At 65.4% G+C, this 13,697-nt stretch carries 16 protein-coding genes; 10 read left to right on the top strand and 6 right to left on the bottom strand.

What is annotated here, in order from left to right; genetic code table 11:
- The first annotated feature begins 19 nt into the window (after nt 1-19).
- Genes HWV23_RS11090 through HWV23_RS11080 form a run of 3 tightly spaced genes read left to right on the top strand, consistent with a single transcriptional unit; the run spans nt 20 to nt 1,651 of the window.
- Nucleotides 20-1,054, top strand: coding sequence for a bactofilin family protein (locus HWV23_RS11090; protein WP_178290462.1), 1,035 nt, complete (start codon nt 20-22; stop codon nt 1,052-1,054).
- A 43-nt stretch (nt 1,055-1,097) separates the two neighbouring features.
- Nucleotides 1,098-1,298, top strand: coding sequence for a ubiquitin-like small modifier protein SAMP2 (gene samp2 / locus HWV23_RS11085; protein ID WP_178290461.1), 201 nt, complete (start codon nt 1,098-1,100; stop codon nt 1,296-1,298).
- Nucleotides 1,295-1,651, top strand: coding sequence for a GNAT family N-acetyltransferase (locus HWV23_RS11080; RefSeq protein WP_178290460.1), 357 nt, complete (start codon nt 1,295-1,297; stop codon nt 1,649-1,651). The genes samp2 and HWV23_RS11080 overlap by 4 nt, the downstream gene beginning before the upstream one ends.
- Before the next feature lie 42 nt (nt 1,652-1,693).
- Here HWV23_RS11080 and HWV23_RS11075 read toward each other — a convergent pair whose 3' ends face one another.
- From HWV23_RS11075 to HWV23_RS11065, 3 genes are all read right to left on the bottom strand, one after another.
- Nucleotides 1,694-2,263 carry a DoxX family protein gene (locus HWV23_RS11075; protein WP_178290459.1) on the bottom strand — a complete coding sequence of 190 codons (570 nt, stop codon included), beginning with the start codon at nt 2,261-2,263 and terminating at the stop codon, nt 1,694-1,696.
- Between the two features lie 158 nt (nt 2,264-2,421).
- Nucleotides 2,422-3,798 carry a phosphohexomutase domain-containing protein gene (locus HWV23_RS11070; protein WP_178290458.1) on the bottom strand — a complete coding sequence of 459 codons (1,377 nt, stop codon included), beginning with the start codon at nt 3,796-3,798 and terminating at the stop codon, nt 2,422-2,424.
- A gap of 113 nt (nt 3,799-3,911) precedes the next feature.
- The gene (locus HWV23_RS11065; protein WP_178290457.1) at nt 3,912-4,403 is read right to left on the bottom strand and encodes a hypothetical protein; all 492 of its coding nucleotides are present in this window, start codon (nt 4,401-4,403) and stop codon (nt 3,912-3,914) included.
- A gap of 189 nt (nt 4,404-4,592) precedes the next feature.
- On the opposite strand from HWV23_RS11065, the gene HWV23_RS11060 reads away from it, so the two are divergent.
- Nucleotides 4,593-5,591: an AAA family ATPase gene (locus HWV23_RS11060; RefSeq protein WP_178290456.1), complete on the top strand. Its 999-nt coding sequence runs from the start codon at nt 4,593-4,595 to the stop codon at nt 5,589-5,591.
- Nucleotides 5,592-6,086, top strand: a complete 495-nt coding sequence (locus HWV23_RS11055) for a protein-tyrosine phosphatase family protein (protein WP_178290455.1) — start codon at nt 5,592-5,594, stop codon at nt 6,084-6,086.
- A 15-nt stretch (nt 6,087-6,101) separates the two neighbouring features.
- Here HWV23_RS11055 and HWV23_RS11050 read toward each other — a convergent pair whose 3' ends face one another.
- On the bottom strand, nt 6,102-7,103 hold the full coding sequence (locus HWV23_RS11050; protein WP_178291660.1) for a methyltransferase domain-containing protein: 1,002 nt from the start codon (nt 7,101-7,103) through the stop codon (nt 6,102-6,104).
- A gap of 124 nt (nt 7,104-7,227) precedes the next feature.
- Between HWV23_RS11050 and HWV23_RS11045 the strand changes: the two genes are divergently transcribed.
- Nucleotides 7,228-7,791, top strand: a complete 564-nt coding sequence (locus tag HWV23_RS11045; RefSeq protein WP_178290454.1) for a TATA-box-binding protein — start codon at nt 7,228-7,230, stop codon at nt 7,789-7,791.
- A gap of 36 nt (nt 7,792-7,827) precedes the next feature.
- Nucleotides 7,828-8,178: a DUF7473 family protein gene (locus HWV23_RS11040; RefSeq protein WP_178290453.1), complete on the top strand. Its 351-nt coding sequence runs from the start codon at nt 7,828-7,830 to the stop codon at nt 8,176-8,178.
- Nucleotides 8,179-8,439: 261 nt separating this feature from the next.
- Here the strand turns inward: HWV23_RS11040 and hisG are convergent, their stop codons facing one another.
- Together hisG and HWV23_RS11030 are read right to left on the bottom strand one after the other, a co-directional pair.
- On the bottom strand, nt 8,440-9,297 hold the full coding sequence (hisG, locus tag HWV23_RS11035; RefSeq protein ID WP_178290452.1) for an ATP phosphoribosyltransferase: 858 nt from the start codon (nt 9,295-9,297) through the stop codon (nt 8,440-8,442).
- A gap of 30 nt (nt 9,298-9,327) precedes the next feature.
- The gene (locus tag HWV23_RS11030) at nt 9,328-9,711 is read right to left on the bottom strand and encodes a hypothetical protein (RefSeq protein ID WP_178290451.1); all 384 of its coding nucleotides are present in this window, start codon (nt 9,709-9,711) and stop codon (nt 9,328-9,330) included.
- A gap of 108 nt (nt 9,712-9,819) precedes the next feature.
- Here HWV23_RS11030 and HWV23_RS11025 point away from each other — a divergent pair, with 108 nt between their 5' ends.
- The 3 genes from HWV23_RS11025 (at nt 9,820) to HWV23_RS11015 (ending at nt 13,663) form a co-directional block, all read left to right on the top strand.
- Nucleotides 9,820-11,118 (top strand): amidohydrolase, encoded by a 1,299-nt coding sequence (locus HWV23_RS11025; protein WP_178290450.1) that lies wholly within the window; start codon nt 9,820-9,822, stop codon nt 11,116-11,118.
- Nucleotides 11,119-11,252: 134 nt separating this feature from the next.
- Complete coding sequence (locus HWV23_RS11020; protein WP_178290449.1) at nt 11,253-12,257, top strand: proline-rich domain-containing protein; 1,005 nt, start codon at nt 11,253-11,255, stop codon at nt 12,255-12,257.
- A 125-nt stretch (nt 12,258-12,382) separates the two neighbouring features.
- A complete protein-coding gene (locus tag HWV23_RS11015; RefSeq protein ID WP_178290448.1) occupies nt 12,383-13,663 on the top strand; it encodes an adenosylhomocysteinase in 1,281 nt (426 codons plus the stop codon).
- Nucleotides 13,664-13,697 lie beyond the last annotated feature (34 nt).

Raw genomic sequence — 13,697 nt, 5'->3', positions numbered from 1 at the left:
GCGTTGTGAGGCACAAGATATGCGACGTGTCACGTTGGTTGTATGTGTGCTGTCGGTCGCCCTCTCGCTGTTCGCCGGCGTTGCGGCCGCCGAAACGATGGTAGGCGGTACCGTCGTCATCGAGGACGGGGAGACGGTCAGCGGCGTGACGGCGACCGGCGGCGAAATCGTCGTCCGCGGGACCGTCGACGGTGACCTTCGTGCCTACGGCGGTGACGTCCACATCGCCGAGGGCGGGGAAGTGACCGGCATCGTTCGAGCCTACGGCGCCAACGTGCGAATCGACGGGACCGTACAGGGGAACGCGCTCGTCTACGCGGGGAACGCGACCCTCGGCGAGAGCGGGACCGTCGACCGCTCGTTCGGCGCCGTCGGGTCGGGCGTCACCATCGCCGGAAACGTCGGCGCTGACGCGAACGTCGTCGCCGGCAGCATCACGCTTGCCGATTCGGCGACCGTCGGCGGGAGCCTGAACTACTACGGCACGCTTCAGGACCGGGGCGGAACCGTCGAGGGAGGCATCCAGAACGCCGACGACCTCGCGTTGGGACCGCCAACCGAGGTGCTAACCGTCGGCTTTATCGGCTTCATGCTGCTCGCTGACCTGCTGTTGGGCGCTGTACTCCTCCGAATCGCTCCCGGCTTCGCCGACGCCGCGACCGATACCGTCGCCACCGAGCCCCTGTATACCCTCGGCATCGGACTGGCCGCCGTCCTCGGCGTCGGCCTCGCGGTCGTCGTCCTGACGATAACGATTATCGGCCTGCCGTTCGCGGTGGCGCTGCTGATGCTCGCCCTCGTCTCGGGCTGGTTCGCCCGCGTGTACGGCCAGTATACCGTCGCAGCGGCCGTGCTGGGGCGGGCCGACGTCGAGAGCCGCTATCTCGCACTGGTGGTCGGCGTCGTCGGCGTGACCCTGCTGGGGCTGGTCCCCTACGTCGGGCCGGTTCTCGCCACACTCGTCTATCTGCTCGGCGCGGGTATCGTCGCGCTCGGCCTCCGTTCGGGCTACGACCTCATCGCTCGGAACCCCCGCCCGCTGAGTCACCTGTAGCCGGAACGGCACGCTGAAATTCCTCCGGCCGCTTTCCTCGCGTATGCACGTCACCTGTGAGGTCGTCGGCGAGGAGACCCACGACCTCGAGTTGGACGCCGAGGCGACCTACGGCGACCTCCTCGATGCAGTCGGCCTCTCCAGCCACGAGGCCTCGGTGCTGGTCGACGGCAGCCCCGTCCCCGAAGACCGGACGGTCGACGCCGAGTCGGTCCGCGTCCTCCGACTTATCAAGGGCGGATGACCGACACCGAGGTCCGCATCGCGAGGGACGACGAGGAATCGACCGTTCGGAGCATCTGCAACGCCGCGATGCTGGAGGTGCCCGAGGCGGCAGTTCGTGAGGGGACCGTTCTGGTCGCTGTCGAGGGCGACCGTATCCTCGGCGCGCTAGTGCTCGACGGCGAGGAAATCGAGGCCGTGGCGGTTCGGCCGGGGCGTCGCGGGCAGGGAATCGGTGCGGCGCTCGTCGAGGCCGCCGCCGAGCGACGCGGTGAACTGACCGCTGGCTTCGACTCCGGCGTGCGGCCCTTCTATGAGGCGCTTGGTTTCGAGGTAGAGTGTGAGGACGGGCGGTGTCGTGGGGTTCTTCGATAAAGAGAGACTGAAAACATCCCCGGTGAATCGGCCAGTATGCCGTCAGCCCAAGAGGTAGTCAAGCACGGGGTATTTCTCGACGATGGGTTGGCCATCGATTTCGTACTGTTCGACGTAGGCGTCGAGCCCGAGGATGCGTCCGGCCCCGAAGGCGGCCACCGACAGGAACACCAGCATGTACATGAAGTCGCTGTTGATGGGGCCGTGGGCCATGTCCCAGTTACCGAAGTAGAACATGAGCATCATGAACGCGCCGAAGAACGCCGCGAGGCGGGTCAACAGCCCGACGATGAGGCCGAGGCCGATGGCTACTTCGCCGAACGGGACGGCGACGTTCACGAACTCGACGAACCACGGCGTCTGGCTCATCCAGAGGAACATCCCCTCTAGTGGGTTCCCGTTGGTCGCAGCGACGTTTCCGAGATATCCCTGCGCGGAGAAGCCGCCAAGGATCTTCTCGACGCCAGAATACAGGAACGCGAACCCGATGACAAGGCGAAGTGCGAGGACGAACCACGCGCTGAGCGAGTGGGCACGTCCTTCGACGGTGAAGCCACCGATAGTCGACCGGAGTTCGTTATAGCGGGACTGAGCGTCAGTTGTGGTACTCATACGATAATATAGCCTCAGTAGAGTGATAATGATACCTCTGAGTCCCAGATTATGAGAATGACGGCCCGAATGAGCAATTTTCCATATGTAAGGAAGTGTATAAATAAGTCCTTGCAGTGGCCCACGCTCGGACGATAAACGGACGACAGTACCCGCCGTTAGATCAGGGGTCGAACGAGTTCGCGGCCGGCCTCTAGCAATTCTTCGACACGTTCGCGGCTCTCGGCTTCGGCGTAGACCCGCAGTTTCGGCTCCGTGCCGCTCGGTCGGACGAGCAGCCACGACCCATCCTCCAGCACCAGTTTGAAGCCGTCCGTGTCGTTCACCGATTCGATTTCGACGCCCGCAACCCGGTCCGGGAGACTCCCGTCGAGGCTGTCGATGACGGCCGCCTTCCGGTCGTCGGGACAGTCGACGCTGATGCGGTCCTGTGCGATGTCACCGTAGGCGTCCCGGAGTCGGTCGAGGCGGTCGTCCAGCGGTTCTTCGCTGTGGGCGGCCGCGACCAGCAGCGCGACGAGAACGCCGTCCTTGTTCCGGAGATGACCGCGAACGCCGAAGCCGCCGGACTCCTCGCCGCCGATGAGGGCGTCGTGGTCGGCCATCGCCTCGGCAACCCACTTGAAGCCGACGGGGGTCTCGTGGACGTCGTGGCCGTGGGCCGACGCGACCCGGTCGACGAGGTACGTCGTCGAGACGGTGCGGACGGCGTCACCTTCGAGAATGTCCTCTTCCAGCAGGCTGTCGTACAACGCGACGAACAGCCAGTTCGCGTCGACGACGCCGCGCTCGGGCGTGACGACGGCGATGCGGTCCGAGTCGCCGTCGTTGGCCACGCCGAGTTCGGCCTCGCCGTCCTGCACGCGGGATTCGAGGTCCCGCAGGCGGGCGGCCGAAGGCTCGGGCGACCCGCCACCGAACTCGGGGTCCCGCTCCGAACGGAGGCGTATCACGTCGGCGCCCGCGCGTGCGAGGAGTTCGTCGGTGACGCCGCGGCCGCTGCCGTGCATGGCGTCGTGGGCGAGAGTGAGTCCCGAGAGGTCCGCCTCGACGAAATCGAGCGCGTGGTCGAGATACGCGTCGAGGAAATCCGTCTCGGTGACACTGCCCCACTCGGCTTCGGGCAGGGGGTCCGGTTCGCGGAGGTTCTCGGCCAATCGGTCGGTGACGTCCGGCAGGGCTGGTGCGCCGCCCTCAGGGATGAACTTGATGCCGTTGTAGGAGGCGGGATTGTGGCTCGCGGTCACCTGCAGGGCGCCGGCGAGGTCGCGGTCCCGGACCGTCCACGCGACGACGGGCGTCGGCGTGTCGCGGTCCGGAAGCAGGGCGTCGAAGCCGTTGGCACAGAGAACGCGGCAGAGTTCCTCAGCGGCATTGCGGGAGCCCTCGCGGGGGTCGTAGCCGACCGCGACCGGGTCCGAGTGGTCGCTCGCACGGAGGTAGTCGGCGACGGCCTGGCCGACCGCACGGATGCGCGGGTCGGTGAACTCCTCGCGGGTCGTCCGCCAGCCGTCGGTTCCGAACTCGATGTCCATGCAGGCGAATCGGCAGGGGCGAGTAAAAAGACCGGCCCCTCCGACAGATGGTGTTCAGCGAGGGCTGTTCACGGATCGGTCGACGTAGGTGGGACAACTACCAGTTCTCGGTACTACGGTTCGTTCGGCGTACGCTCTGCAATCCCGCCGTCTTGTTCATCAACGATAACTCGTTCAGGAAGGCCCCCGTCGAACGTAACGACGAGTCGATAGTAGACTCGCTGGATGTCGTCCGTGCACGGTACGGACGTGGTGTGGTCCTGTTGAGAGGTACTGATAAGTCGAGTTTGGAGCTCGCCATCATCGTATTTAACGAAGTCAACGGCTGCCTCGTAACAGGAACTCGATCCGACGCGGAGAACACCGGTAACGACCACCCGCTCGTTCTCATCGTTGAACTCTACTTGCGGGTCAGCACCTTCGTCACGGACGAATGGTCCATCTTTCGAGAACGTCCAATCGACGATCTCCGTGGCGACGTGACTCCCGCCCTCGCTCCCATTCTCCCGTTCGTTGACGGCGATTCCAGCAGGGCCTTCGCCGAATGTGGTGGTGCCACCAACGACCGCCGCGCCAACGGCGACGAGCATCGAGCGACGATTCATACCCATCCATCGGGCCAGTAAAATAAAAGGATGGACTTGAGTCAAACGAGTGTTTGTCTCTTTACTCGGTGGATACGCACGCTCATTCTATCAGTTTATTCACCGACACAGGTGCGTCATCAGCCTATTCGGAGACCACCGCAGCGGGAAGGGGGACGCTTTTGAACGCCGGGGCGATACGGTACGGCAATGGAAGCGCCGCTGTGGACGGAGGAACACGCGCCCGATATTGCCGACCTGCCGCAGGCGGAGGCCCGCGACCACCTCCGCCGGGCCGTCGAGGAGCCGATGAACCTCGTCGTCTTCGGCCCCCGCGGCGCCGGCAAGACCGCCGCCGTCGGCGCGCTCGCGGAGGCGACCCACGAGGACCCCGACAACGACTTCGTCGTCATCAACGTCGCCGACTTCTTCGGCCGCACGAAGAAGGAAATCAAGAACGACCCCCGCTTTTCGCACTTCCTGGAGGGCCGCTCGCAACTCTCCAAACGGGACATGATAAGCCACATCCTCAAGGAACAGGCCTCCTACCAGCCCGTCTCGGGGGATTTCCGGACAGTGCTGCTGGACAACGCCGAAGCCATCCGCGAGGACTTCCAGCAGTCCCTCCGGCGGGTGATGGAACAGCACTACGAGGCGACGCAGTTCGTCATCGCGACCCGCCAGCCCTCGAAACTCATCCCGCCCATCGAATCCCGGTGTTTCCCGGTGCCGATGCGGGCGCCGACCCACGAGGAGACCGTCGAGGTGCTGGAGTCCATCGTCGAGGCGGAGGGCGTCGACTACGACGCCGACGGCCTCGAATACGTCGCCGGCTACGGCGACGGCGACCTCCGGAAGGCCATCCTCGGCGCCCAGACGGCCCACGAGGAAGCCGGCGAGGTGACGATGCAGGCCGCCTACGACGCGCTGGGCGACGTGGGCATGCGCGACGAACTGGAATCCATCCTCGCGGACGCCGAATCCGGCGAGTTCGAGGACGCTCGCAGCAGTCTCGACGACCTGCTCTACGACGAGGGCTTCGCCGGAAACGAGATTCTGCGGGAACTGCTCGCGGCGGCCCGAAGCCGCTACGACGGCCGCGAACTCGCCGAGGTGCACCGACTCGCTGGCGAAATCGACCTCGAAATGTCCGAGGGCAACACCGACCGGGTCCATCTCGGTCGCCTGCTCGCGGAACTCGGCCGATAGATGACGAACCTCGCACCCGTCGCCCCCGACGCGCCCGTTTTCGGCGTCTGTCGGGCCCGCTTCAGCGACGGTGACCTCGATTCGTGGCTCGATGCCCTCGACGAGGCGGGCATCGGTCGCGTGGTCTGTGTTCTCTCGGAAGCCGAAGCCGCGGAGTACGGCGTCCCCGAGGCCTATGCCGACCGCTTCGAGACGCGACACACGCCGCTGCCGGCCGAGGGGATTCCGGACGACGAGGCCCTCGATGCTGCCGTCGAGGCGATTCGGATGGGAAACTACGCAGGCAAGCGAGTGGCGATTCATTGCGACGACGGCCTCGGCCGGACGGGCCTGGTCGCCGCTGCGTGGCTGACCCGCTATCACGGCTACGGGCCGATGGAAGCCCTCGACGTCGTCGAAGCCGCCGGGCGGGCGCCACGGAAGACGCTACCCGACCTATCGGACGAGCGGTTGCAGGACCTGTTGACGACCGAAGACGAGGACGACGAGGAGTAGTCTTTTCTATCCGAACTACACCAGCACGTGGACGTACCTGACAAGCGAGCGGTGGACGCGCCGGTCGAAGCGTGATTCGACGGTCCACCCCGCGTCTTCGGCCGCGTCGTTCCACGGCCGGTCGGCGACGAGGACGGCCTTGGGGGCCACCCGCCGGACTTCGGCGAGGGCATCGCCGACCAGTGCGTCCAGCGAGACGCTCTCGATTTTCGACTGCCGGCCGTAGGGCGCATCGAAGACGACGCCGTCGAAAGGACGCTTTGCGTCCTTTCGGGCTCGCGAATCGTCCGACGATTCGCGACCGTCGAAACTGTCGTCGGCGAACGGCAGCCGCGTCGCGTCCGCGCGGACGACCTCGCCGTCGTCTAAATAGTGGTCGAGGTTCTTTCTGGCGCCGCGAGCCATTTTCTCTTGGGCGTCGACGCCGACGACGTCGCTGCCCGCGAGGCCGGCCTCCACGAGGATGCCGCCGGTCCCGCACATGGGGTCCAGCAGGCGGGTTTCGGGGCCGGCACCGGCGATGTTCGCCAGCGCGCGGGCGTCCATCGGGTCCATGCTGCCGGGCTGGAAGAAGGGTTTTTCGGTGGGTTGGCGGTCGCCGAAATCCCGCATCGTCTCGGTGTCGAGCCAGCCGAGCGCGGCGCTATCGGAAAAGAGGGCGACGAGCGTGTGGTCGGGGTCATCGAGGTCGACGTCGAAGCCCCGGTCGACGAGCACGCTTCCGAGTCGGCGTTCGACGGCCTGTGTGTCGATATCCGTACGGCCGCGGACGTCGCGGGCGCGGACGGCGACGGTTCCTTGCCGGTCGATGGTAGCGGCCTTTAGCACGGCAACGGCGGCGTCGACCTCGGGCTTGCAAGTGCCGACGAGCCGACAGACGCGACGGGTATACGCCAGCGTCTCCGCTCGGCGGACGCCGCGAGCGGTCGCGAGGCCGGGCGCCAGCAACTCGACGTCGGAGGCGCGGCTTTCGGCCTCACGAAGCGCGAAGGCGTCGTCGTCGCCGGCCAACTCCAGCAGATACACGGCCGAAAATGGCCGTCGCCCGCAGATAAACGGCGCGGTCATCACTCGCTTGTGCGACCTGTCAGAAACGACCACCTACATTTATAAACCTTAAATACGTGCTTTAAGTCGAATCATGCAGGACCCCAAGGAGACTATCAATATCGAGAACGTCGTCGCGTCGACGGGGATCGGCCAGGAGCTCGACCTCCAGAGCGTCGCGATGGACCTCGAGGGTGCGGACTACGACCCCGAGCAGTTCCCGGGCCTCGTCTATCGGACCCAGGAACCGAAGTCGGCGGCACTTATCTTCCGCTCCGGGAAAATCGTCTGTACCGGCGCGAAATCCACCGACGACGTCCACGAATCGCTCCGTATCGTCTTCGACAAACTCCGTGACCTCGACATTCAGGTCGACGAGGACCCCGAAATCGTCGTCCAGAACATCGTCACGAGCGCGGACCTCGGCCGCAATCTCAACCTCAACGCTATCGCTATCGGTCTCGGTCTCGAGAACATCGAGTACGAACCCGAGCAGTTCCCCGGCCTCGTCTACCGTCTCGACGACCCCGACGTCGTCGCGCTCCTCTTCGGCTCCGGCAAACTCGTCATCACGGGCGGCAAGAAGCCGGACGACGCGAAGGAAGCCGTCGACAAGATCGTCTCGCGGCTGGAAGAACTCGGTCTGCTGGACGGATAACGACACCTACTCCCGTCGCCGCCCCGTAATCGAGGTATGCTCCCGTTGCAGGCCGACCTCGTCGGCGGCGGTCCGCTCGCGCTCGTCGTCACGTTCGTGCTGGCGGCGCTTTTCTATGCGGTCACCCTTCATCTCGCGGCGCTGTGGGTGCTCGGCGACGAACCCCACCAGCGCGCCGTCGCCGTCTCACCAGTTCCGGCAGCCATCTCGATGTTCTTCGAAGCCGCCGGCCCGGTCGTCGTCGCGGTGTTGGCGTTCGGGGCCACGCTCGTGGCCGTCCGCTACGTCTACAAACTGACGACGAAGGGCGCGGCCCTGTTGACGACGTTTCACTTCGCCATCGCGGTGATTCTCGGCCTCGCGCTCCGGAACCTGCTTTCGGCCTGAGACAGGCACCTAACATTTTAGCCACCATCCCTTTTGTAGGAGAACCGAAACGATTGGATGCTGGTGGAGGCCGTCCACACCCATTGACATGCGTCCCCCATGCCGCACCGCGGCGACGGTCCGCCAGCGTGTCGGGTATCCCCCACCTATCTCCCCCCACCCCCCATCCCCCCACCCCATCCGTTTTCGACGGGCTTCGAACCGATAGCCGCCGGTGTGCGACGCTCGAAACGTCCACCGAAAAACGCGTAGGGGCGGGTCTCAGGGAACCAGTCGTTCGATTTCGGTAACGAGAATGTCGCTGGCGCCGGCCTGCTTCAGTTCCGGCACCACCTCGAAGACCTTCCGCTCGTCGACGACGACGTGGACCGCGACGGTTTCCTCGCCGTCATCGTCGCCAGCGACGTCCATGACCGTCGGCCCGCCCATCCCCGGGATGACCTCCCGGACGTCATCGAGGGCGTCGGTCGGGACGTTCATCATCAGGTAGCGTTTGCCCTCGGCGTCCAGCACCGACTGGAAGGCGGTTCGGACCTGCTCGACCTTCGGGTCGTCGGCGACGTCGGGGTGGGCGAAGAGACGCACCGACGACTCCAGCACCTCGTCGATGACTTCGAGCCGGTTCATCCGGAGGGTCGTCCCCGTCGAGGTGATATCGACGATGGCGTCGGCGATGTCAACGTGCGGGGTCAGTTCGGTCGCCCCCGACACCTCGACGATATCGGGCTGGAAACCAAGGTCCTCGAAGTAGGCCTCCGTAATCGACGGGAACTCGGTGGCGACGGTGCCGCCGGTGAGTTCCTGTGGGCTCTCGACGCCGCCCTCCTCGGGCGAGGCGAGGACGAGGCGACAACTCCCGAACTTCAGGTCGAGCAGGTCAACGAGGTCGACGTCGGATTCCTTGGCCTGGTCGAGGCCGGTCACGCCGAGGGCGGCGGCGCCGTCGGCGACGTATTCGGGGATGTCCGCAGCGCGGGCGAAAAGCAGTGACACGTCGGGGTCGACGGTGTCGGCGTAGAGTTTCCGGTCGGCGCCGTCCTGAACGTGCAGGCCGGCGCGTTCGAGCAAATCGAGTGCTGGCTCGTGAAGGCGCCCCTTGTTGGGCACGGCGATGCGCATACCCCCGCTTGTGGCGGGCAGGCCTTTGCCCTATCGGACGCCCTCGGACCCGCCGCGGAGGGCGTCGGCCGCGTAGCCGGCCCCCGCGACACAGAAGGTCGCAAGCGCCAGCAGGAAGAGGCCGACCGCCGTCTCTTCGAGGGGCAGCGACGCCAGCAGGGCGGTCAACCCGGAGTCGGTGCCGGCCGCGCCCAACACCAGCAGGTGGAAGACGAACACGAACAGGAAGCCGCCGAAGGAGGCAAAGCCGGCGGCGATTCCGTACCGGAGCAGTCGCACCCCGGCCGCATCGTCCGGGAACACCGACTCGGCGTACAGCCGCGGGGCGTGTCGATACCAGAGGTAACTACCGAGGAAGAAGACCCCGGCGAGCCCCGAGAGGGCAAGCGCCAGCAGGAGGAAGAGCGGGCTCATATCGGCACTTCCCGTCGACTGCTCAAAAACCCCGAACTCGGTTTAACGAGCGTGAAAAGGCGCCGGCGTGTCGGCAGTTTCAACCCATCCCTGGGCTTACGGCCGCCCATGAGTACGCTGGGAATCACCGGCGGCCGCGTCCTGCTGCCCGACCTCTCGATTCGCGAGGCGGACGTGCTCGCCGACCGCGACACCGGCCGCATCGCCGACGTTGGCGACGGACTCGGGGGAGAAGCCGACGAAACGCTGGACGCCGACGGCAGTCTCGTCGTGCCGGGACTGGTCAACACCCACTGTCACGCCGCGATGACGCTGTTGCGGGGCTACGCCGACGACAAGCCGCTTGACGCGTGGCTCCAGGAGGACATCTGGCCCGTCGAAGGTGCCTTCGACCCCGAGGACGTTCGGGCGGGCGCCCGGCTCGGCTCCGTCGAGATGATTCGCAACGGAGTCACCAGCGTCGGCGACATGTACTTCCACGTCCCCGAAGTCGTCGCGGCCTTCGAGGAGGTCGGCCTCCGGGCCCGCGTCGGCCACGGCATCGTCACCGTCGGCAAGGACGAGGCCGACGCTCGCGCCGACTTCGAGGAGGGACTGGCCGTCGCCCGCGAACTCGACGGCACCGCCGACGGCCGCATCCGGACGGCGCTGATGCCTCACTCGCTGACGACGGTCGACCACGAGTTGCTGGAGACGTACGTCGACCGCGCGCGTGATGAGGGGATTCCCCTGCACTACCACGCAAACGAGACCGAAGACGAAGTCGCGCCCATCGTTCAGGAACGCGGCGTCCGGCCCCTGGAGTTCGCCGACGACCTCGGCATGCTGGAGTCGGTCGATTTCATCGCCCACGGCGTCCACACCGACGGGACCGAAATCGAGTTGCTGGCCGACCGCGAGGTGGGCGTCGCCCACTGTCCGGCCTCGAACATGAAACTCGCCAGCGGCATCGCACCCGTCCAGAAGATGCTCGATGCCGGCGTCACCGTCGGTATCGGCACTGACGGTCCCGCCTCGAACAACGACCTCGACGTCTTCGACGAGGTCCGGGACGCCGCGATGGTCGGCAAACTCGAAGCAGAGGACGCCAGTGCCGTCGCCGCACCCGACGTCGTCAACGCGGCAACCGAAAGAGGTGCCGAGATACTGGGCTTCGATGCCGGACGCATCGAGGAAGGCGCGCTGGCGGATTTCGCGGTTATCGACCTCGACGCGCCGCATCTGACGCCCGAAAACGACCTCGTTTCCCACCTCGCGTACGCCGTCCGCGGCAGCGACGTCCGTCACACCGTCGTCGGCGGCGAGGTGCTCATGGAGGACCGCGAGGTCCGGACGCTGGAGGTCGACCCCGTCCGCCGGGAGGCCTCGCGGCACGCGAACGAGGCTATCGGCCGGGCATCCGAGTAGCGTATTAAACGACGAGCATCGTTTCTAAACGTTCTAACGATTTTTGAGCCACTTACTTACCAGTTGCAGACGGTGCTGAACCGACTGAACGAGAGACCCCCTTTATCCGTATCTCGGTCGTCCACCCGAGTGAGATGAGTTCGAATACAAAACTCGCGGCAATGGCGCTGTCGGCGCTGCTGGTCCTTTCGGTCGTCGGACCCGGCGTCGCAATGGCGCAGACACAGGACAGCTCAGGGAATCTGAGCGTCGACGTGACACAGGACGGCGAGAACGTCGTCGTGACCGTCACGGACGAAGACGGGCCCGTCGAGGGCGCGGACGTGACGGTGACGCAGGGCGACGCCGTCGCTGATGACGACGAGGAAGAAGACGACACCGACGAAAACGAAACCGAGGACGACACGAACACGACGTCCGAGGACACGAATACCACCGAGACCGCCACCTCGGACGACGAGAACAATACCTCGGACGGCGACAACGAGACGTACACGGACACGGAAACCTCGACGGAGGACGCGAACCTCCAGATGGACAACGAGACCGAAACGGAGGATGCAGAAACTGAAGAGGAATCCGACTCCGACAACGAAACCGAAGACGAGGACTACACCTACAGTGGTACGGGCGCGTACACGACCGGCTCGGACGGGACAGTAACGCTCCCGGCCCCCGAACAGGGCGTCCGCCTGACCATCACCGCCGAGGACGGCAACGAGTCAGCAACGACGACGATTACGCTGACGGGCTCCGAGAACAACGTCGTGCCGTTCGGGCAGCAGGTTTCATCCTTCGTCCAGCAGCTCGTGAAGGGCAACAACACGACGAACATCGGCCAGCAGGTCTCGGAGTTCGTCCGCGAGCACAACCCGGGTAACGCGCCGGAAAGCGCCGGCCCGCCGGAACACGCCGGTCCGTCCGACAACAAGACGCAGGGCCCGCCCGAAAACAAGACCCAAGGTCCGCCCGAAGACGTCGGACCTGACGGCGAACGTGGCCCAGCCGACAACAAGACGCAGGGCCCGCCCGCCGATGCCGGACCTGACGCCGAAGACGAGGAAACCGAAGAAACCGAGGAAGAAGACGATACTGACGGCGGTCCCGGCAACGGTAACGGCAACGGCCCTAACAACTAACGCACCGTAGTCGTTCCCCACGCTCCCCCTCTTTTCGCGCGGTTTTCTTTTTCGCAGGTCTCGTCCGATAGCACCAGCAGGCATCGTTCGGTAGCGTTTTCCCGGCCACACCCGTCGTGATGGGTATGAGCCACCCGACGATTACCGAACAACTCGACGACCCGGAAGAATCCCGGGCGTCGGGCCGAAAGAAGATCGAATGGGCCCGCCAGCATATGCCCATCATGACCTCGCTGGCCGAGGAGTTCGCCGCCGAGCAACCCCTCGCAGGCGAGACGGTTGCGATGGCGATGCACGTCGAAGCCAAGACCGCAGTCCTGACCGAAGTCCTCGCGGAGGGCGGCGCGGAAGTCGCCATCACCGGCTGTAACCCGCTGTCGACCCACGACGACGTCAGCGCCGCGCTCGACGAACACGACAACATCACCTCCTACGCGAAACACGACGTCGACGACGAGGAGTATTACAGCGCCATCGAGGCGACTATCGGCCACGACCCGACGATTACGGTCGACGACGGCGGCGACCTCGTGATGGCCATCCACGAGGACTACCCCGAACTCATCGACTCCATCGTCGGCGGCTGTGAGGAGACGACCACGGGCGTCCACCGCCTGCGCTCGATGGACGAGGACGGCGAGTTGAAGTACCCGATGTTCGCCGTCAACGACACGCCGATGAAACGGCTCTTCGACAACGTCCACGGCACCGGCGAGGCCACGCTGTCGAACATCGCCATGACGACGAACCTCTCCTTTGCGAGCAAGAACATCGTCGTCGCCGGCTACGGCTACTGCGGCCGCGGCGTCGCCAAGAAGGCCGTCGGACAGAACGCCAACGTCATCATCACCGAAATCGAGCCCCGTCGCGCGCTCGAGGCCCACATGGAGGGCTACGAGGTCTGCTCGATGGACGAAGCCGCCGCAAAGGGCGACATCTTCGTGACGACGACGGGCAACCGGGACGTCATCACCGAAGAGCACTTCGAGAAGATGAAGGACGGCGTCGTGCTGGCGAACTCCGGGCACTTCAACGTCGAAATCAACCTCGAAGACCTCGATTCGCTGGCCGACTCCCGGCAGGAAGTACGGGACGGCATCGAGGAGTTCCGCCTGCCCGACGGCCGCCGCATCAACGTGCTGGCCGACGGCCGCCTCGTCAACCTCGCCTCCCCTGTCGCGATGGGCCACCCCGCCGAAGTGATGGACCAGAGCTTCGGCGTGCAGGCCGTCTGCGTGCGCGAGATGGTGGAGAACAGCGACGACTACGGCCCCGGCGTCCACGACGTGCCCGACGACCTCGACAAGGAGGTCGCCGAAATCAAACTCGCCGCCGAGGGCATCGACATCGACGAGCCGACCGACGAGCAGATTCAGTACATGGAAAGCTGGCAGCACGGGACATAGCGCCTCCGTTTATACCGTTTAGACTGTTTGTATC

This window comes from Natronomonas halophila, assembly GCF_013391085.1.
Lineage (GTDB): Archaea > Halobacteriota > Halobacteria > Halobacteriales > Haloarculaceae > Natronomonas > Natronomonas halophila.
This window is presented reverse-complemented; position numbering and strand designations above follow the sequence as displayed.